This is a genomic window from Candidatus Woesearchaeota archaeon, assembly GCA_003694805.1.
Taxonomy (GTDB): domain Archaea; phylum Nanobdellota; class Nanobdellia; order Woesearchaeales; family J110; genus J110.
The window spans coordinates 26,868-45,110 of sequence record RFJU01000027.1 but is presented as its reverse complement, the minus strand read 5'-3'; the positions used below and the strand labels follow the sequence as shown (position 1 = coordinate 45,110).

Genomic DNA, 18,243 nt, shown 5'->3' with positions numbered 1-18,243 from the left:
TGTTGTTGAAGTGGATGGTGCCTGCGGGGGTGTTGATGGTGATGCTGGCTTTTTTTGGTCCGAGGCTTACCATGCGTCCTTTATCGTGGAAGGTGAATGGTTTGGGTCGTTTGTTGTTCAGGAGGCGGAGTATGTTTTTTGCGGCGTGGGTGCCTTCTTGTTCTGCTACTTGGGCGAGGAGGGGGAGGGGTTGTTCGCCTTCGATTTGGGCGTTGTCGCCGAAAGCGAATATGTTTTGGTGGCCCTTGAGTTGAAGTGTTGGCGTGACGATGTACCGGCCGCGTTCCGTGACGTTGTTTTGTGTTCGTAGTGGGATCGTGACTGGTTTGCATCCGCCTGCCCAGATGAGGAGGGGGGAGGTGAGTGTTTTTTCTTGTTTCTGGCCTTCTTGAATGGTGACTGCACTCTTCTTGCATTTGGTGACGGTTGTGTTCGTTAGAATGGTGATGTTTCTTTTTTGTAGGGTCTTTTGCGTGCTTTGCTGGATTTTTTGATTGAAACGTGGGAGGATGGTGGGTGCGTGGCTGATGAGGGTGATGTGGGTGGGGAGGTTGTTTTGTTGGTAGAAGACGGAGATGTCTCCGGCGAGTTCAACGCCGGTCGGGCCGGCTCCGATGATAATGACGCCTGGTTGTTTGGCTTTTTTTTGGTGTGTGAGGGCTTGGTGGATGTTTTTTGCGTCTTTGGCTGATCGTAATGAGAGGGTGTGTTGTTTGGCGCCGGGTGTTTGGTAAAATTGTGTTTCGGCGCCGGTGGTGAGGATGAAGTAGTCGTGTTGTTCTTTGGTTATTGTGCCCGTGGGGTGCTTGACGGTGACATGGTTCGTGTTGGGGTCGAGGCGGGTGGCGCGGGCTTGGGTGTACGTGAAGCCGAGGGCTTTTGCAAGGTCTTTGAAGGGTATGCAGGCGTCGGTGATGGCTCTGCTTCCCGCTGCGGCGCCTACGAGGAGGGGTGTGAAGCTGAATTCAGGAGAAGGGTCGTAGAGGGTGCATTGGAGGGGGGGTTGTTTTCTTGCGTGGTTGTAGAGAGTGGTGAGGAAGGTGATTCCGGCAAATCCTCCTCCTATGATTGCGATTCGGGGTTTTTTGTTCGTCCTTTGTCGTGTCATGGTTGGTTGTGAAACCTTCCTTCCTTTTTAAAGTAGTTGTTTTTAAATACTTGGCAAAAAGACCTTTGAGGGAGAAGCCATTGAGACAAAATAGAAGGGCTTAAGGTTCGAATCCGTTAATGGCAAAACCATCAATAACTACTCTACAATGACGAAATATTTATAAGGGTTGTGTGTACTCTTCCCGGGCATGTCCTTATCAGAGCGTCTTGGTGGCTTTTCAGCGCGTGACAGACGTATTTTGCAGATCGTGCGGGAGAATAAGGCGCTTAAATCACGCCTGGCTCAGTATCAAAATAGCACTTCTGTGCTGGATCGCCGGGCGCCGAGCGTTCTTGATGCGTATCTTCAACAGCTTGGCAGTGACGAGTTGCGATCGTTGGCTAAGCGCTTGGGTGTCGACCCAAGAACAGGGTTTCTTACGCGAGCTGCGTGTTTTGCAGTGTTGGAGTGGCTTCCGCAGGGGTACGCTACTGACGGCTTTGTTGTTGATGTGGTGAACTTGAAGGGGCATAATGCTCACTCGTACAAGCAGGGGGATAAGGCGCTTGCTGATGTGAGCAGGGCGCTTAATTCTGCTATCAGTTCTCCAGTTCGTTACGGGGACGGTGTTGAGCAGTGCATGGCAAGAGAATTGAGGAGGACGGATTTGCTGGTTCGCTGGGGCGGTGATGAGTTGGTCGTCTTGCCTTTCCCCAAAATTCCTGAAGAAAAACGCTTTGAAGTGGAGGATCGGCTGAATCGTTCTCTTGCATATTTCAGCAAACAGAAGGTGTATGAGGGTATCGGCTTGGCTGTTCGGCTTAGTTGGTTTGCGCTTGATAACTTGCGAAGAGACACGGTGGAGTTGCGTGTTGCTGAGGCGATTGATGAAGCATACCAGCGCTGTCCTTTGACGAAGCGTTGAAAGGGTTACGTCGTGTTTGACTTGTAGATTTTTGCGATGAAGAACCCTTCTGTGTCGTTGTCTTGGGGCCAGATGCGCAGGCAGTTTTTGACGCCGGCGTGGTACGTTTGCCCTTCGAATGCCATTATGGGTTTGGAAGCGTTGATGGGAAGGTTGATGGGTGTTGTTTGGAGATCAGGGTAGGTTTGGAGGAGCCAGCTAATGTTTCCCTCGTTTTCTTCTGGTTCGCAGGTGCACGTGCTGTAGACAAGTGTGCCACCGGGTTTCAGTGCGGCATAGGCTGCTTTGAGGAGTTGGCGTTGCTGCCCTGCAAGCCTGCGAACGCCTCCTGGTGACCAGAGGGTGAGTGTTTTGAGTGATCGTCTAATGGTTCCCGTCCCTGAACACGGCGCGTCGCAGAGAACGCGGTCGAAGGCGAGTGTTTTTTTTGCAAATGCTTGTCCATAGTGGCGGGTGAGGATGGTGTTGTAGGTGCCGCAGCGTTGTAGGTTCATGCCGAGGGGTTTGAGGCGAAGCCCGTCAGCGTCGTTCGCGACGAGAACGCCTTTGTTGTGCATGTATTGGGCTAGCTGGCTGGTCTTTGATCCCGGCGCCGCGCAGAGATCGAGAACAATCTCTTCTGGTTGGGGTGAAAGAACAACGGGAGGGATCATGCTGGCTGCTTCTTGGATGTAGAAATAGCCGAGTTGGTGTTCAGGGAGGTTTCCTAAGTCGAAGCGTGGAAGTCTCTTGTGCTTGATCCAAAATCCTTCTTTACACCACGGCACGGGTGTGAGGTCCCAGTCTTTGCTCAGGCGCGTCGTGAGTGCTTCAACGCTTATTTTTATGGTGTTGACGCGTATGCATTTTCTGAGGTAGGAGAAAGAGTACTGAAGGAAGCGTTTCCATCCTTCTTTGCCAAGGAGTTGTTCGTAGCGCTCTTGAAATGTTGGTTTTATGAGGAGTTCTTCTGTGTCCGGAATAGGCGTGATGTCGTGGTTGAGGGTTGTCGCGTTCATAGGTCGTACTCTTTTTTTGTTCGTTGTTAGGTGAGGTGTTTTGCCATGTAGGGTCCTTCTTTGTGGTAGCCGAGCTTGGCGTAGTAGGAGCGGACGCCAATGCCGGCGATGACGAGCACTTTTGTTTTGTTGTTGGCTTTGCAGATGCGTTCTGCTTCTTGAAGAAGTGTTTTGCCAAAGCCGCGGTGCTGAACGTCGCCTGTTTTCTGAAGTGGTGTTGCTTTGCCATAGACGTGGAGTTCTCTAATGATCCCGGTTGACGGCGTTATTTCTGGTCGGAGGCATTGTGATGGGAAGCGTAGTCGGCAAAAGCCGATGAGCTTGTCAGTGGGTTTGTTGTTGAGTGCGAGGAAGAATTCTGTTCCTTCTTGAGCTTGGTACGTGGTTACCTCTAGGCGGGGTTGTGTTGGTGTCTCGTCTTTGATTTCTCTGCATCGAATGCACTGGCAGGATGTTCCTCTTTGCGCAAGGAGGGATTTGACGACTTGGCGCAGGTTGGTGCTCGGCCCCTCTTCTGTGAGGGTTGAGGGGATGTCTCGCTGAACGCGCATGATGCGGCACCATCGCGGAACGTGTGGTTTAGCGCGGGCAATGATTTCAGCTGCTTGCATCGTCGTGAGCGGGCGGTAGTGTCCTTGTTGATAGAGTTGGTAGAGGTGCGTTCCCTTGAGGACGAGTGTCGGGTAAATTTTCAGCATGTCCGGGCGAAAGTGCGGGTCTGCAAAGAGTTGTTTGAGGTGGCGGACGTCTTCTTCAGGTGTTGTGAGGGGGAGGCCGAGCATCATGTGCGCATTTATCTTGAACCCGAGGTCTTTGAGGACGCGCAGGGAGTTTTTCGTATCTTCAAGGGTGTGTCCGCGGTGGACGTAGGCAAGAACGTTTTCGGAGAGTGTTTGCACGCCAAGTTCAATGCGTGTGGCGCCGTATGCAAGTGCGAGGTTTGCTTGTTCAAGAATGTCAGGTGATGGTCGAGTTTCGACGGTAAGCCCGACGCATCGCACTTTGGCACGTTCGTTGCGTTCGTGTTCGTACGCGACGCGCTTGTCGCTTTCGAGGTCGTTGGCAAGGCCGGATGTGTTCAAACTCGTTTGCTGGATGTGTTTAAGGGTTTCTATGACGGTTCTTTGGCGTTCTTTGTTTGAGAATGCGCCGGGGAGTTTGAAAACGTCTTTGAGTTTTGAAATGGTAATGTTTCCTTTTGCATCATAGAAGAGGGATGAGAAATCATTGAGTGCTTGGAACGCGTCTGCAATGAATCGTTGCTGGTACTCTACGGGGCGGGAGGGGAACGTGCCGCCCATGACAATGACTTCTGTTTTTGAGAGTTCGTGCCCTGCGATGAGGTATTGTGCTAGGCGGTTCATAACTTGGAGATAGGCGTCATAGGAGAGTCGCGCGCCGCGTTGGCTCGCAGGTTCTCTTCCTGTGTAGCTTTGAGGAACATCGCCAAAACTGGAGGAAAGCCCTCCCGGGCAGTAGGTGCATTTTCCGTGGGGGCATCGGGCAGGGGAGGTCATGATTGCGACGATGTTGACGCCGCTGATGCTTCTCACCGGCTTTGTTGAGAGAACGTGCTTGGCGTTTTTTGCTTGTCCGGGGGTGAGGTTGAGCAAGATTGTTGCGTTGGACGGGAGCGTGGCGAGGTTGAGCTGTTTTGCTAGGCGTTCTTTGAGTTTTTGGAGGCGTGGCGGCGCGAGCTTGTCTGCCTGGAAGGCGTTTTCCAGTGTTTTTTTTGTTCTTGTATGGGTTGTCAATTCTTGATAGAGGGCTTGAGCGAACGCCTTTACTCTTTTGTCGGTCATGGCAGGGCGAGAAGCTACATGTTTTTTAAAAGCCTTTGTTTAGGTTTCATCAAAGGCAGTGCTCGTCGGACACGGGCTCTTGTGTATTTTTAAACAAGGTTGGGAGAAGGCGTGGACGCTTTTGCAGCCTTTTTTCGTTCAGCGTACCGGAGGTGGGCTTTTCGAAGCTCTTCATAAACAAGAACTGAAAGAGCAATGGGGAGGATGAGTAGCCAGTCTTGCAGGGAGAGGCTGGTGGTTTTGAAGTAGTATTGCATGATGGTTGGTTCGTAGATGACGAGCAGTTGGAGGAGGAACGAGACAAGAACGGCTTTGATGAGGAAGAGGTTGTCGCGAATTTTCGTTTTGAAGATGCTCTTCGTCTTTGATTTGCAGTTGAACACATTGACGAGTTGGAAGAGGACAAGGGTGGTGAAGGCTACTGTTGTTGCTTTTTCCATTGGCGCGCCAGTGATGGTTAGTGAGTAGAGGAAGCTAAAAAGCGTGCCAGCCCCGATAACGAGTCCGGTAAAGAGCCAGCTTAGGAAGATCTTATTTGTTACGAGCCGCTGTTTTTGGTTTCGAGGCGGTTTTTCCATTACGTCCTTTTCAGGTGGCTCGACGCCAAGAGCGAGGGCGGGGAGGGCGTCCGTGAGCAGGTTTATCCAAAGGACTTGAACGGCAGTGACGATGAGCGTTTCTTTAGGGAGGCTTAGGAAGGGTATGATGAAGAGCCCTAAAAAGACGGTCACGAGCTCTCCCAGGTTGCTGGTGAAGAGGAAGCGCATAAACTTGGTGATGTTATCGTAGATGGTTCTTCCTTCCTTGATTGCTGAAACAATGGTTGCGAAGCTGTCGTCGAGGAGTATCATGTCGCTTGCTTCCTTGCTGACGTCGGTTCCGGTGATGCCCATTGCAACGCCAATGTCTGCTTTCTTGAGTGCTGGTGCGTCGTTCACGCCGTCGCCGGTGACAGCGACGATTTCTCCCTGCTCTTTGAGAAGGCTGACCACGCGGAGCTTGTGCTCAGGGTTTACTCTGGCGAAGATAACAGGATTTTTGAGTTCTTCCTTGAGTTCTTCATCGCGAAGTTTTGCAAGGTCTTGGCCAGTGATGACTTTTGTCTTGTGGCTTGCTATTCCTATTTTTTCCGCAATTGCTCGTGCGGTGATGCCGTGGTCTCCGGTGACGATGTATATTTTGATGCCTGCTCTTTTGCATGCAGCGACCGCAGGAATGACTTCTTCTCGCGGAGGGTCGATCATGCCTTGCAGTCCTATGAAGACGAGGTGGTCTTCAAGCGTTTCTGGTTCTTGTTTCTTGATTGCGTGTTTGGTTTCTTCGTTGCTCAGTGTTCTGTAGGCAAATCCGAGGACTCTTAGGGCGCGCGACGCCATGTCAAGGTTTTGTGTTTGTATGTGTTCTCGCTCTTGTTGGGTGAGGCGTGTGGGCTTGCCGCCTTTGAGAATATGAGTGCACTTGCTGAGGATGATGTCGGGCGCTCCTTTGACGAAGAGCATGGTGCCGTCTGGTGTTTGGTTGATCGTGGACATAAGTTTGCGTTTGCTGTCGAACGGGAATTCTTTGATACGCTTGTTGGCATGGCGGAGGGCTTGTGTGTCTATGCCAAATTTTTCTGTAGAAACAAGAAGGGCGGCTTCCGTAGGGTCTCCTATGACGTGGTTGGTCGTCTTGTCAAAGTGGGCGTTGTTGCATAGTGCTCCTGCAATGAGCATGTGCTTGAGTTCCGGCGCTCTTGTTGCTGAATCGTTGGTTTTTGAAACAAATTTTCCGTCAGCAGAGTACCCTGTTCCTGTTACGGTGACGTTGCCTGCATGCGTGTATGCTTCGCGAACGGTCATTTGGTTCTTTGTGAGCGTGCCTGTTTTATCAGAGCAAATAACGGTTGTGCTCCCGAGGGTTTCGACAGATGAGAGCTTTTTAATGATGCTCTTCTTCTTAGCCATTCTTCGCACGCCAAACGCGAGGGCGATGGTTATCGTTGCGGGGAGGCCTTCCGGAACCGCCGCGACTGCTACGCTGACTGCGTAGATGAACATGTGGAGGAGCTTTTTTCCTTCGATGAGGCCGAACACGAAGATTATCGCGCTAATGAGGAGCGTTGCTTTTGCAATGAAGGCGCCGACCTTTGCGAGTTCTTTTTGAAGAGGGCTCTTCTCCTCTTTAACATCGAGGGTGAGCTTGGCTATTTTCCCAAATTCCGTTGATGTGCCTGTTGCGGTGACGACGGCAACGCCTCTTCCTGCGCTCACAATAGTTCCCATAAAAACCATGTTCTTCCTGTCACCAATTGCAGCCGCCTCCTTGATAGGGTCCGTGTGTTTCTGGACAGGCGTGCTCTCGCCCGTCAGGGCGGCTTCGATACATTGGAGGTTGGTGGCTTCTATGAGTCGCGTATCTGCTGGCACCGCTGCGCCTTCTTCAAGGAGGATGATGTCTCCGGGGACGAGGTCCGCCACGTCAATTTCTGTTTCTTCGCCGTCTCGAATGACAACGGCGCGGGGAGAAATCATTTTTTGGAGCGCTTCGAGGGATTTTTCTGCTTTGTATTCTTGAATGAATCCGATGACGGCGTTGAGGAAGACGATGATGAGAATGACGATGCCGTCAACGTAGCTTTCGTGCTCTCCTCCTGTTTGGACGTTGTTGGTGAACCACGTGATGCCAAAAGAGATGATGCTTGCGAGGATGAGGATGATGACCATGACGTCGCTGAATTGTCTCAAGAATACTTTCCAGAGCGGTTCTTGTTTTTTTGCCTCGATCTTGTTAGGTCCAAAACTTCTGAGGCGCTCTTCCGCGACGGGTGTTGAGAGGCCGTTCTGTGACGTTTGAAGGCGTTCTAGAACGGCAGAAACGCCTTCTTGATACGGATTGTGAATGATCGTTGGCAGCGCTTGTTGAGATGTTCTCTGCTCCATGGTGGCGAATGATTTTTTTTGCGAGTGACCTTCTCTGCTGTTTTCTGTGTTTTGGTATGTCGTGTTTCTTCCCAATCCGTATTTAAAACTTCGTCGTCATTCTTGGATGGGAAGGTTTATAAATTTACTTTGCAAGAAGCACCGTGAAAAACGAGAAGTTTGAAGGTGTGTGCTGCGTGTCCGATACACAATTATCTGCTGAGGAATTTGAAGAAATCAAGAAGAATTGTATTTTTTGCAAGATTGTTCGAGGAGAGATACCCTCTCAAAAAGTATTTGAGGATGAGCAGGTTCTTGCTATTCTTGATATTAATCCCGCTGTTCGCGGGCACACCCTGCTCTTGCCAAAGGAGCATTATCCCATTCTTCCGCTGCTGCCGCCGGACGTGTTTCAGCATTTGTTCATGAGAAGCGTTGACTTGATGAACGCTTTGCGAGAGGCGCTGCTTGTGCAGAGAGTAACGCTCTTCGTAGCCAACGGCGCAGTTGCAGGTCAGCAAAGTCCTCATTTTCTTATGCACTTGTTTCCAAGGGAAGAGGGGGACGCGCTTTCCCACTTGGACGTGGAGACGGGGAGTTTTGACCAGTCAGCATTGGAGGAGGCGCTCTCTTCTCTTTTTGGAAAGGCGCTGGCGCCTCTCGCAAGGAGGGAAGATGGGATGGTGCCCGGCAAGCGTGAAGGCGAGGGAGGCGCAGCTTCGAGCGCGGCGCTTGCAGGTGAAAAAGCGTCTGCGGCGCCTGAGCACCAAGCTCAGCGTCAGGGAGCGCCTACGGGTGCGTCCACCTCGCACGCCCCTCCGGCTCAAGGATCTGACGCCCTAGCTCACGGGTCAGGGCTTGGAAGTGATGACATCCCCATTCCTGCGAGTGTTCACGAGCGGCACGTTCTGCTGGCAGAATTGCTCTATGACAATCCTGAGATTGCTGAGGTGCTCAAAGAGCACCCAGAAAAGATTAAAGAACTGATCCCTGCAGATCCTAAACTGGCCGAGCTCTTTGAAGGGATTGATATTAACGCCCTCTCAGATCGCCTGAAAAAAATCAAGCTCTTTCCTAAAGAGCAGGGTGCGGAAGGGAGCAGCCGTGGAGAACCGCCAGGAAGAGAGGAAAGACCTCGTGTTGAAACACAAGAACCCAGGGGGAGTGCTACGTCGGAGGGTGCAGGTTCGCAGGCAGGACGAGAGGAGATAGCGGAACAAAGAGAAGGGGAGAACGAACGGAGCAAGGCCGGCAGCATGAAGCCAGAAAAAACAGAAGCGAACAAGAAGAAGGCAATGGATCTTGACGCCATTTCTTCTTTGTTCTTGCGTGGTGGGAGGTGAGTGATGCGTGTCTGAATCAAAGCGTGTTTTGTTCGCAGGCCAGGGATTCTCCATTCTTCTTCCCGAACAAGGTGTTACTCGCGGGCATGTCGTTGTCGTGCCTGAAAAGAACGCCACGGAGTTCTCTCATTTGCGGTCTGAGGAGGTCCAAGCGCTTTTTGCCGTGGCGAACACGGTTTCAACGCTGTTGTTTGAGAAACTTGGCGCGCAGGGAACAAACCTCATCGCGAACGAAGGGGAGCGCGGCGTAAGTATCGCAGTTATTCCTCGGAGTGCCAACGACGGGGCAAACTTGCTTTGGCAGCCAAAACAAGGCAGTCCTGAGGAGTTAAAAGCTGTTGCAGAAAAGATTAGGGAGAAAACATTTTTTATTGGTAAAGAAGATGCGGGCGGGGGGAGTAGTTCAGTGAAGGGAACACCTGAGGGGCGCGATACGGGAGTGCAGGAGAAGAAAGAAAAAGCGCACGGTGAGATGGTGATTCGTGGAGAAGACAACGAGTTGGTGAGGGCGCTTCGAAGAATTGCGTGATTCTTTTTCTCGTTGGTTTTTTAGAGGATGAGGGCTAGCCAGTTCCCTGTTATGAGCGTGAGGAGGTATGCGAAGAGAAAGCTGGGAACAAAAGGAATGCCTTCCTTTACCCATACTGACGTGATGCGATGTTTTTTGAGGAGGGCGATTTGCTCTTTGCTGATACCAAGATCTTTTGGTCCGCAGAGGTACTCCCCGTGATAGTAGACATCTTTGAGCACCCAATCTCCTTCTGTGAGTTTGCTCGGGGGAATTTTCTTGATCATTGCTGTTTGCTCAACTGATTTAACGAGCTTCCAGAGGTGGAAGAGAAGGTAGATGAGGACTGTTGCGGTGAAGAGAAAGGAGTTGAGGGGGCGAGGCGTGAAGAATGCGAGGACGAGACCAAGAAGGACGGTTGCAAGGTGAATTTTGCGAAGGAAGAGCATCGTAGGTTCTTTGCTGAGTGCCTTGTACGTCTTGATAAACTCGCGTTTGTGTTTGATTGCGAGGAGAAGGATCCAAATGAGGCCGTAGAGGGCGCCAGTAATGAGGATGTTGAGGAGGAAGCCGATGAGGAAGCTTTCTCTGAGGTTGAAGATGTTCAAGCCAAGAAGGGACCCGAGTCCTATGAGGAGCTTGCTATCCCCCCCGCCCCATTGGCCAGTGTAGAACATGATTGTCCCGAGAAGGAACCCGAGCGAGAGTCCTGCTACCATGGTGAGGAGCGGGTGCCAGCTTGCTTCAAGAATGGTTTTGACAACGCCGATGAAGATGCCGGTGAAGATGGTGCCGTAGCTTATCCAGTCGGGAACTTCTCTGGTTCTGAGGTCTGTGATGGTTGAGATGAAGAGAGCAAGAAGCGCTAGCGCGTGGATGATGAATTGCATGTGTTCGTGAGCGCCGAGAGTATTTATATAGTTTTGGTTGCGCTTGTTTCTTGCGGTTTAGAAGTTGGTTTTTGGCGTGGTAGTTTTAAAGTTCGAGGCTGTGCAGAATCGTTTCTGGAGTGAAAGGCTGAAGGTCGTTGTAGCCCTGGCCGGTTCCTATGAAGAGGATGGGTTTTTTCGTGATGTAGGAGATGCTAATAGCGGCGCCTCCCTTCTCGTCAACGTCTGTTTTTGCGAGGATGATAGCGTCGATGCCAACGCGTTCGTTGAAGAGTCTTGCTTGTTCGACGGCGTCGTTGCCAGTGGTTGCTTCCGCGACAAAGATGGTGAGGTCTGGCTTGTTGACGCGGATGAGTTTTTGAAGTTCGTTCATGAGGTTGTCGTTGCTGTGAAGCCTGCCTGCGGTGTCGATGAGGACGACGTCTATTTTTTTTGAACGAGCGTGGGCTATTGCGTCGTAGGCAACCGCTGCTGGGTCTGATCCGTATTCGTGTTTGATGAGTTTGATGCCGAGTTTGGTTGCATGCTCTTCGAGTTGTTGGATCGCTGCGGCTCTGAAGGTGTCTGCTGCGGCCATGACGACGCTGAAGCCTTGTTGTTGCAGGCGGTGTGCGAGTTTTGCCATGTTGGTTGTTTTTCCAGAGCCATTCACGCCGATAAAGGTTATGATGAAGGGTTTTTTTTGCTTGATCTTGTTTTCCAGTTGAAAGGTTGGGACGTCGAAGAGTTCGCTAATGCTTTGTTTTAGCCGTTGCTTAATTGCTTGTTCAAGGTTTCTTTTTACGTGTTTTTTGTTGGTGAGTTCATCTTTGAGGTCGTTCTTGATTTTTTCAATGACTTCTACGGCTACGTTGTTTTCGAGGAGGGCGAGTTCGAGGTCCCAGAAGATGTTTTCGAATTTTTCGGGTGAAAGCGTGGTGTGCGTGAATGCTTCTTTGAGCCTTCCAAAAAATGACGTGCCTTTTTCTTCTTGGAGTTCTTGCTCGCTTTTCGTCTGCTGAGATGGTTCGCTTGTTGTTTCTTGTGGTTTGGGAGGTTGTTCGTAAGGCGCAGGTTTCTTCGGTGTTGGTGGCGGCGGCCGCGGCGTAGCCGTGGTTGTTTGCGAAGCTTCAAGCGTTGGTTTTTTTCGTTGTTCTTGTTCTTTGTCAAGCACGATTGAGTGCTGCTCTTGCTTTGGCTCTGTCTGCCTTGCTTGTTTACGTGCCTGTTTGGCTTGTTTTTTGTGCGGCGGGGTTTTTTCCGGTTTGGGACGTTTCTTTTTGCGTGGCGATTCTTGCGCTTGGGGAGGGGCGGTTGGCGCGGGTTTGATTGGGCGCTCGTGTTCAAGGTGTTGTTCATCAGGTTGTGTTTCTGGTTGTGGTTCCTGTGTTTCTTCTTCAACCTTTTTTGTGAACGCCTTCAAAGCGCCGGAGAGTTTTTTTTTGAGAAAGCCAAACATGGTGTTTCACCTACGCGGGCGGGTTTGCCTTGATTTTTGCTTTTACATCTTCCATTTTTTGGATGAGTTTGCTCAGTTGGGCAAACGCTTCTTGGGTGGTTTGTTCAAGTTCTTCTTTATGAGCGGTGAATAAGGATATGCATTCTTGAGGTGTTTTTTTGACGACGATGTCGTTGCCGACGTTTACGAAGAGGTGTTTGGTGTCCTCGATGTTGCAACTGAAGAAAATCCCGTTAGCCAGCGGGGCTTTGGCAGGGGTTCCTTTTTTTTGCTTGGCGAATGTCGCTATGGCGGCGATTGTGTTGTTAATATTGCGGAGTTGTTCTTCTGCATACTCAAGGTATTTTTGCACGTGGTCTATTTGTTGTTGGAGGATGTTGAGTTCCACGTATGCTTCTTCCAAGCGCGTTCCTTTTTGTTTTGGTACTATTCTGTTCGCTTTCATGCTGGGTGTTCGTTATTTGTTTCTGGATGGTTTTCTTGGTTGGTAAATCCGAGTGCCTCGTCGGCGTTTACGATTTCGGGCCCGCCAGAATTATTTCCGATGAGGAATCCCTTGCTGTTGCACAAGATGCCTGATCTTATGTAGGGGTTTCCCATGTTTACTGTTCCTTCTGTGAGTGTGATGCCCAGCGTCTTTGTTATGATGTCTCGCTCTTCAGCGGTCGCGTCAGGGCTGATAAGGCCGTATTTTTTGTTGGTGGCGATGAGCGAGCCAGGAGTGGGGAGCGAGGCGATGGTTGTCTGTTTGACAGGGACGTTGAGCGCTGCTGCAATAGCTCTTTGCGTTTCTTCGGGGAATTCTGGACTGATAATTGCTCCTTTATCGTTAGCGACAATTGTGTTTCCTAGGCAGGTGAGATGGGATTCGATAACGGTGAAGGGGATGTTGTGCGTTTTGAGGATGTTTCTTTCGTGGGGGAAGGTGATGTTGGGGATCAGGAGTGATTTTTTGTTTCCGGCGAGAAAGACCCCTAGGAGGTCGGTTCCGGCAATGGTGAGTTCAATGAGGGGAACGTTGAGGATGGTGGAGAATTCTTTCTTGTCTTGTGGACTGACTTGGCTGCTGATAAGGCAGTAGCGGTCAGTACAAAACCCAAAAAGCCCTATATTAGGGTTTCCTGCAAGCGTTGTTGGGAGGACGTGCATCACGGGAGGGAGAAAGCAGGTTTTTATAAGAGTTTTTGTGCCCTGGCGAGCTCATTTTTTTTGGGAGAAGGCTTTTCGTACTTACTGATTGGGTTTCTCTGGTTGCTGAGCAGTATTTTCGGTAAGGAGGTTGATGGTGATGGTGCCGAAATGTTCTTTTTGGAGAAGGTCGATTTTTCGCTGGGTGTCGAGGTGAAGGAGGGGGATGAACGTCAGGACGCGGTCTTCTCTTGCTGGGGAAGGGGCGAGGTCGTCGAAAGTGAGGGCTGTTTGTTGGACTTTGAAGTGGTCAGTAATTTGGCGGTAGAGCGAGTCGATGAGTTGTGAGATGTCGTAATCGTTTTTTGCTTTAATACGAGAGAGGGTGTTGGTAATGGCAGGTTTTCGCTTGCTTTCAACTTCCAGAGCTTTTTCAAGCGCGCGGATGAGGTCGAGGATGCTTACTTTCCTTCGTCGTGGTTGAGGAGTTCTTGGTTTGAGCGTTCTGGGGTAGTTCCTCCTTGTTCGTTGTCTGTTTTCGTGTGTTGCTTGGTCATATGCGAGGTCTTCTTCAAAGCTTTCGTAGCCGTCAGGGGCGTGGAGGAGCTGGTCAAAGGCGTTGATGTCGTGGTTGAGGAGGTTGATGCTCTTCATCTTGAGGAGGAGCGCGCTGGCCAAGACGAGTTTTCCTGATATTTGAAAGTTCATTTCTTTGAGGTTTTGTATCATCTCAATGAAGCGCTCGCAAAGATAAGAAACGTCTACGTCCCACGGATCAATCTCTCCCGAGTGTACGAGTTCGTTAATAATGGTCTGCCAGGTGATGTCGCCTTGATCGAGTAAGACGCTGACGATGCGTTCGTTGGGTGTTGTTGGCGGGTTGGGGATTTGCTCAGGTTCCTGTTCTGGTTCCTGTTCTTTTTGGGCTTTGCGGGTCATTGCGTCGTTCGTGGTTGGTTATGTGTTGCTTATTCGGTAACGAGTTTATAAATATATCGTAGAGGCGGTTGTGCTGGTGAAAAGGGAAGGTGAGGTGGGCCCAGCCGGATTTTCGGAGAAGGAAGCATTCATCAGGAGCGGTGTTCCCCTCGCTGTTTTTTTCCTTCTTGCTCGAACCGGCGACCTTCGCCGTGTAAAGGCGACGTCATCTGTGGAGGCATAAAGCGTCTTGTTTGAGTAGTGCTCGTTTGCCTTAGCCACTAGACTATGGGCCCTTTGAGTCTGTTGGGATGAACTCCTGTTCGGTTTATAAAATTTGTTTATAGGTCTTGTCGAAAGATGCTGGTTTTTCTCGCGCAAGCATCTTGGCCGAATGGTTCAAAAAATAAAAAAGCATTTAAACAAGCGGTTGCTTGAGGAGTGAATGCAGGTTGAGTATGTTCGGGGGATGCTTGGCATTGCTAACGTGTTCATTGCGTTGTTCATCCTTCTTTATTCGTTGGCGTTCCTGGTGCGCACGAAGCATCATCGCGAGCGTCGGCCTTGGGAGCTGCTCTTCGTTGCTACCTTAACGTACTTGTTGTTTCAGGTATTGAATAATCTTTTCTTGTGGGGTGTTGTCAGCATTCAAGGGGTTGATGTTTCTCTGATTTCCCGTGTTTTTGAGTTTATCTTCTCAGGCCTGGTCTTGCTTGCCTTCCTCGTGCAGCACGACTTAATTCTTCGCTCTAGCCTTATTTTGATTATGCGGAAGGGGAAAGAGAAGTAGGCGCTGCACTGGGGGGGTGTTTGTGTGCAGGGAGTTTAGCAAAAGAGTTGTATTTTTTGGGGGAGTAGTTAGGATGCTCGTTGTTTTTCGGTGTTTAAAGGCGTATAACCAAAAGATTTATAAATTAGCGGGTGTTGGCTCATGATTAGCCAATTGTGAGGTGGTACAATGATTGTAGTGAAGTCGAAGATTAAAGATTTGTGCTCTGGATATAACGTTTCCAGCGACTTTGCCGACGCTCTTGATGCAAAAGTCAAAGAGCTCATCAAGGCAGCAGTCAAGCGAGCCGAAGGCAATAACCGAAGAACGGTTATGGCGAAAGACTTGTAAGTGTTCTTTTTCGTTATTTCTTTCTTTTTTTCTTTTTTTCAAGGAGTTCTTTGATAAGGGCGACTTCTTGCTCGAGTAAGGTTCTGGCGGCGGGGTCGTGAAGGGAAAGCACGCTGTTTTCTATTTTAAGAAGTGCTCGTTCAATGTTGAGGAGGTGGTGAAGCGTTGCAGGGCTCACAGGTTTCGCTTCAAGGCCGCTGTTCTCTTCTTGCGTTCGTCGGGCGCTCTGCTCTACTGCTTGAAGGAGTTGTTGGTGGACGAGCGCTGAAGTTTGTTCTGGGTTTTGCTTTGGTTCTTCCTTTTTGAGAAGCGGCTCTGGATTGGGCGGTGGTGTTTTCCTTTGGTGTTTCTTCTTGAGGGACGCCCTGCCTGTTGTTGAGTGCGTCTTGAGAGGGGAGGGGTGTTTTCCTTTGATGGCGGTTGTTAATCGTGGCGAGTGGCGTTCCTGAGAACGAGTTGCACGCCGGCGTTTTGGTGTTGTTGAGGGTTGTGGCGCTGCCGTACTGGCTCGTGTGCGTGGCGAGAGTGAGGAGAGCAAGGCGTCCATAACAGCGGGGTTGGTGAGTGCCTGTTCGAGCAAGTTGACGCTGTCTTGGAGGCGTAGGTTGGGTTGGAAGGCTTGGCTGCTCTCGTGCCTTCCTCTCGGGTGCTGTATTGACTGGTCGCGTGTCGCTGCGTTGTGTTGTTGGTGGCGATGTTGGATGATTCGGTCAACATGCGAGTCGAGACGCTGGGCTTTTGCGGCGGTGCTGAGCACAGAGAAGTAGTGTTTTAAAGGGTTGGGCGGCATTGTTTGTTCGTTCTTACAACAACGGTATCCTTAGGACGTGCTGTTTTGACGTGTTACCCGAAGGGCTTGGGGACAGGGTCCTCGTCAGGAATGTTTTTTTCGGGGTCAGGGTCGTGAATAATGGCTGATGTGTCTTTTTTTGGCTGCCATGGCAGCGTTTCGTCTTCAACGGGCGTGCCTCGTGGCTTGAGGCCTTCGTAAGGTGACTCGTTTGTTGACTGTTTTTGCAGGGCTTGGATGAGTTGTTGGAAGGTGTTTTCTACGTTGCTAAATTTGTTTGCCAGAGAGAGTATCGCCTGGGCTATTTTCGTGTTTTGATCAAGTATTTGTTGCGTTTGGTCAAAGAAGCGTTGTTCTTTGGCTTCGTAATCCTTCAGCATGCTTTCATTGGCGGTTTCAAGCATCCTGATGAGTCTGGTGACTTGCTGGTAGAGTTGCTCGATGCCTGCGAGGAGGTCGTCGTCTTTTTGGATGAGCGACGCAATGCTGCCTATGTTGCTCATGGTTGAAGAAGAACGAGAAGGGTCTTGGCCTTCAGGAGTAGGGGTATTCATAGCTGCGCACTCACCTCTTCTTGCGTCATGTTATCCTTTTCTTGTTCTTGCCTTCAGAGAAGAGGTTATTTAAGCTTTTTGCTTTCGCACAAGGAAGGCGTGCCGAGGCGCCTTTTGAAGGAATAGCGACGTTCTTCGGGGTTGTCACCGTGGCCGGTCTTCTTTTTTTCCTCGTGCTATGACATCGTCGATCCTTAGCAGGAGGGTTGTCACTTCCGTTGCCGAGTTCAGGGCTTGCGTTTTGATCTTTAGTGGTTCGATTATGCCATGTTTTCTTGCGTCAATGAGTGTGCCTGTTTCAATGTTGATTCCTGCGTTTTTGTTCTTGTTTGGCGGCGTGTGGGCTGCAGTGAGTGTTGTTATGGTATCGATGGGGTCAAGCCCGGCATTTTCAGCGAGCGTTCGAGGGATGATCAGGATTGCTTTGGCAAATGCTTCGACAGCAAGCCGTTCCCGTCCGGTCAGTGTTTTTGCAAATTCAAGCAAGTGGTGGTAGAGTTCAACCTCGATTGCTCCAGCACCAGGCACGATTTGCTGTGAGGTGTGCGCTGCGAGGACGTCGCCAAGGCTGTCTTGGACTGCTCTGCGAACTTCTGATGTGACATGCTCAGTTCCTCCCCTGATAAGAATGGTGACTGCTTGGGGGTGCGTGCACGCTTCGATGAAAAGGAAGGCGTGGTCGCCGAAGCTTTGTTCTCGAGTCATCCCTGCTTTTCCAAGGGTTTTTTTGTTCAAATCTTTCGTGCTTGAAACAATTGTGGCGTCTGTCGCCCTGGCAACTCGTTCCATATCTGTTTTGGGAACTCGCCTAACTGCGAGGATGCCTTGTTGGGCGAGGAAGTATTGGGCGAGGTTGTCAATGCCTTTCTGGCAGAGGACGACGTTTGCACCCGATGCGCTGATGTCGTTCACAAGTTTTTGTACATGTCGCTCTTCCATAGAGAGAAAGTCCTGCAGGTTTTCTGGGGAGGTGATAGACACCTTCGCGTTTGTTTCCATGCTAGGAACTTCAAGAGCGATGTCGAGTAAGGCGATTCGTGCATCCTTGATGTTGTTCGGCATTGATGGGTGGACCCGTTCTTTTTCGAGGACGATTCCTTGAACGAGTGTTGATTCATTCACGCTTCCTCCTGGAATGCTTACTATTTTTATGTTGTTTAAGCACTCCTTAAGCGTACGGCTTGTGGTTGTTGCGTGGGGGTTGCTTGTTTTCTCGCTCCCCATGACTGCACGGGCTGCGCCAACAACAATGGAGGCTAAGTGTTCTTTACTCGCTTCTGCACCTTTTCCAGTCATGGCCGTCAGCGCGATAGCGTGGAGCGTGGCGTCTTGGTTCTGGCCAAGGTGTTCTGCCATCCCGGAAAGGAGCTCCTGGGCCTTCTTGTTTGCTATGCGGAATCCTTTCGTGATGATGGTTGGATGTACGTCCTGCTCTAGAAGTGTTTCGGCTTGCTTGAGTAGCTCTCCGGCAAGCACCACTGCCGTTGTTGTTCCGTCGCCAATTTCGTCTTCTTGGGTTTTGGCAATCTCAACCAGCATTCTTGCTGCAGGGTGCTCCAGCTGCATTTCTTCAAGGATGGTGAGTCCGTCGTTGGTTACGATAACGCTTCCTTCGTCATCAACCAGCATCTTGTCCATTCCTTTTGGGCCGAGCGTGGTTCGAATAGTTTCTGCAACGAGCTTTGCTGCTGCGATGTTCATGCGTTGCGCTTCCCTTCCTTGTGTTCGTTTTGTGTGTTCTGAGAAGGGATAGGACGACGGGTCTTGGTAGGGTGTTGCCATGGTTGGTACGGTGTTTTCGTGGTTGTTCGGGGGACGCAGAGCATGTTTTTAAACGTT

17 protein-coding genes are annotated in these 18,243 nt (G+C 50.5%); 5 read left to right on the top strand and 12 right to left on the bottom strand.

The window, feature by feature from the left end:
* A partial coding sequence (locus D6783_01290; protein RME53727.1) for a hypothetical protein occupies window positions 1–1,108 on the bottom strand: 1,108 nt, incomplete at its 3' end.
* A gap of 190 nt (window positions 1,109–1,298) precedes the next feature.
* Between D6783_01290 and D6783_01285 the strand changes: the two genes are divergently transcribed.
* The gene (locus D6783_01285; GenBank protein RME53726.1) at window positions 1,299–2,015 is read left to right on the top strand and encodes a diguanylate cyclase; all 717 of its coding nucleotides are present in this window, start codon (window positions 1,299–1,301) and stop codon (window positions 2,013–2,015) included.
* Window positions 2,016–2,020: 5 nt separating this feature from the next.
* Here the strand turns inward: D6783_01285 and D6783_01280 are convergent, their stop codons facing one another.
* The 3 genes from D6783_01280 to D6783_01270 form a co-directional block, all read right to left on the bottom strand.
* Complete coding sequence (locus D6783_01280; protein ID RME53725.1) at window positions 2,021–3,013, bottom strand: RsmB/NOP family class I SAM-dependent RNA methyltransferase; 993 nt, start codon at window positions 3,011–3,013, stop codon at window positions 2,021–2,023.
* A gap of 26 nt (window positions 3,014–3,039) precedes the next feature.
* Window positions 3,040–4,815, bottom strand: a complete 1,776-nt coding sequence (locus D6783_01275) for a tRNA uridine(34) 5-carboxymethylaminomethyl modification radical SAM/GNAT enzyme Elp3 (GenBank protein ID RME53724.1) — start codon at window positions 4,813–4,815, stop codon at window positions 3,040–3,042.
* Between the two features lie 89 nt (window positions 4,816–4,904).
* On the bottom strand, window positions 4,905–7,811 hold the full coding sequence (locus D6783_01270) for a calcium-translocating P-type ATPase, SERCA-type (protein RME53723.1): 2,907 nt from the start codon (window positions 7,809–7,811) through the stop codon (window positions 4,905–4,907).
* A 140-nt stretch (window positions 7,812–7,951) separates the two neighbouring features.
* Between D6783_01270 and D6783_01265 the strand changes: the two genes are divergently transcribed.
* Together D6783_01265 and D6783_01260 are read left to right on the top strand one after the other, a co-directional pair.
* The gene (locus tag D6783_01265) at window positions 7,952–9,058 is read left to right on the top strand and encodes an HIT domain-containing protein (protein ID RME53729.1); all 1,107 of its coding nucleotides are present in this window, start codon (window positions 7,952–7,954) and stop codon (window positions 9,056–9,058) included.
* Window positions 9,059–9,065: 7 nt separating this feature from the next.
* Window positions 9,066–9,587 (top strand): HIT domain-containing protein, encoded by a 522-nt coding sequence (locus tag D6783_01260; protein RME53722.1) that lies wholly within the window; start codon window positions 9,066–9,068, stop codon window positions 9,585–9,587.
* A gap of 20 nt (window positions 9,588–9,607) precedes the next feature.
* Here D6783_01260 and D6783_01255 read toward each other — a convergent pair whose 3' ends face one another.
* The 5 genes from D6783_01255 to D6783_01235 all read right to left on the bottom strand — a co-directional run bounded on the left by D6783_01255 (window position 9,608) and on the right by D6783_01235 (window position 13,961).
* On the bottom strand, window positions 9,608–10,456 hold the full coding sequence (locus tag D6783_01255; protein RME53721.1) for a prepilin peptidase: 849 nt from the start codon (window positions 10,454–10,456) through the stop codon (window positions 9,608–9,610).
* Between the two features lie 85 nt (window positions 10,457–10,541).
* On the bottom strand, window positions 10,542–11,894 hold the full coding sequence (gene ftsY, locus D6783_01250) for a signal recognition particle-docking protein FtsY (GenBank protein RME53720.1): 1,353 nt from the start codon (window positions 11,892–11,894) through the stop codon (window positions 10,542–10,544).
* Window positions 11,895–11,904: 10 nt separating this feature from the next.
* Window positions 11,905–12,339 (bottom strand): prefoldin subunit alpha, encoded by a 435-nt coding sequence (gene pfdA, locus D6783_01245; protein ID RME53719.1) that lies wholly within the window; start codon window positions 12,337–12,339, stop codon window positions 11,905–11,907.
* Window positions 12,336–13,043, bottom strand: coding sequence for a translation initiation factor IF-6 (locus D6783_01240; protein RME53718.1), 708 nt, complete (start codon window positions 13,041–13,043; stop codon window positions 12,336–12,338). Before D6783_01240 ends, pfdA begins: the two co-directional genes overlap by 4 nt.
* An 81-nt stretch (window positions 13,044–13,124) precedes the next feature.
* A complete protein-coding gene (locus tag D6783_01235; protein ID RME53717.1) occupies window positions 13,125–13,961 on the bottom strand; it encodes a segregation/condensation protein A in 837 nt (278 codons plus the stop codon).
* A gap of 424 nt (window positions 13,962–14,385) precedes the next feature.
* On the opposite strand from D6783_01235, the gene D6783_01230 reads away from it, so the two are divergent.
* Entirely contained in the window at window positions 14,386–14,730 is a 345-nt protein-coding gene (locus D6783_01230; protein RME53716.1) for a hypothetical protein, read from the top strand.
* 168 nt (window positions 14,731–14,898) lie between these two features.
* The gene (locus D6783_01225; protein ID RME53715.1) at window positions 14,899–15,060 is read left to right on the top strand and encodes a DUF1931 domain-containing protein; all 162 of its coding nucleotides are present in this window, start codon (window positions 14,899–14,901) and stop codon (window positions 15,058–15,060) included.
* A gap of 13 nt (window positions 15,061–15,073) precedes the next feature.
* On the opposite strand, the gene D6783_01220 is transcribed toward D6783_01225, so the two are convergent.
* From D6783_01220 to D6783_01210, 3 genes are all read right to left on the bottom strand, one after another.
* Window positions 15,074–15,850, bottom strand: a complete 777-nt coding sequence (locus D6783_01220) for a hypothetical protein (protein RME53714.1) — start codon at window positions 15,848–15,850, stop codon at window positions 15,074–15,076.
* Window positions 15,851–15,903: 53 nt separating this feature from the next.
* Window positions 15,904–16,353, bottom strand: a complete 450-nt coding sequence (locus D6783_01215) for a hypothetical protein (protein RME53713.1) — start codon at window positions 16,351–16,353, stop codon at window positions 15,904–15,906.
* A 195-nt stretch (window positions 16,354–16,548) separates the two neighbouring features.
* The gene (locus D6783_01210) at window positions 16,549–18,186 is read right to left on the bottom strand and encodes a thermosome subunit (protein ID RME53712.1); all 1,638 of its coding nucleotides are present in this window, start codon (window positions 18,184–18,186) and stop codon (window positions 16,549–16,551) included.
* Between the last annotated feature and the right edge of the window lie 57 nt (window positions 18,187–18,243).

Excerpts from the sequence above, each read along its gene's own strand:
- D6783_01285 (RME53726.1), top strand. The coding sequence starts at position 1,299 with ATGTCCTTATCAGAGCGTCTTGGTGGCTTTTCAGCGCGTGACAGACGT.
- D6783_01280 (RME53725.1), bottom strand. The coding sequence starts at position 3,013 with ATGAACGCGACAACCCTCAACCACGACATCACGCCTATTCCGGACACA.
- D6783_01275 (RME53724.1), bottom strand. The coding sequence starts at position 4,815 with ATGACCGACAAAAGAGTAAAGGCGTTCGCTCAAGCCCTCTATCAAGAA.
- D6783_01255 (RME53721.1), bottom strand. The coding sequence starts at position 10,456 with ATGCAATTCATCATCCACGCGCTAGCGCTTCTTGCTCTCTTCATCTCA.
- ftsY (RME53720.1), bottom strand. The coding sequence starts at position 11,894 with ATGTTTGGCTTTCTCAAAAAAAAACTCTCCGGCGCTTTGAAGGCGTTC.
- pfdA (RME53719.1), bottom strand. The coding sequence starts at position 12,339 with ATGAAAGCGAACAGAATAGTACCAAAACAAAAAGGAACGCGCTTGGAA.
- D6783_01240 (RME53718.1), bottom strand. The coding sequence starts at position 13,043 with ATGCACGTCCTCCCAACAACGCTTGCAGGAAACCCTAATATAGGGCTT.
- D6783_01235 (RME53717.1), bottom strand. The coding sequence starts at position 13,961 with ATGACCCGCAAAGCCCAAAAAGAACAGGAACCAGAACAGGAACCTGAG.
- D6783_01230 (RME53716.1), top strand. The coding sequence starts at position 14,386 with ATGCAGGTTGAGTATGTTCGGGGGATGCTTGGCATTGCTAACGTGTTC.
- D6783_01225 (RME53715.1), top strand. The coding sequence starts at position 14,899 with ATGATTGTAGTGAAGTCGAAGATTAAAGATTTGTGCTCTGGATATAAC.
- D6783_01220 (RME53714.1), bottom strand. The coding sequence starts at position 15,850 with ATGCCGCCCAACCCTTTAAAACACTACTTCTCTGTGCTCAGCACCGCC.
- D6783_01215 (RME53713.1), bottom strand. The coding sequence starts at position 16,353 with ATGAGCAACATAGGCAGCATTGCGTCGCTCATCCAAAAAGACGACGAC.
- D6783_01210 (RME53712.1), bottom strand. The coding sequence starts at position 18,186 with ATGGCAACACCCTACCAAGACCCGTCGTCCTATCCCTTCTCAGAACAC.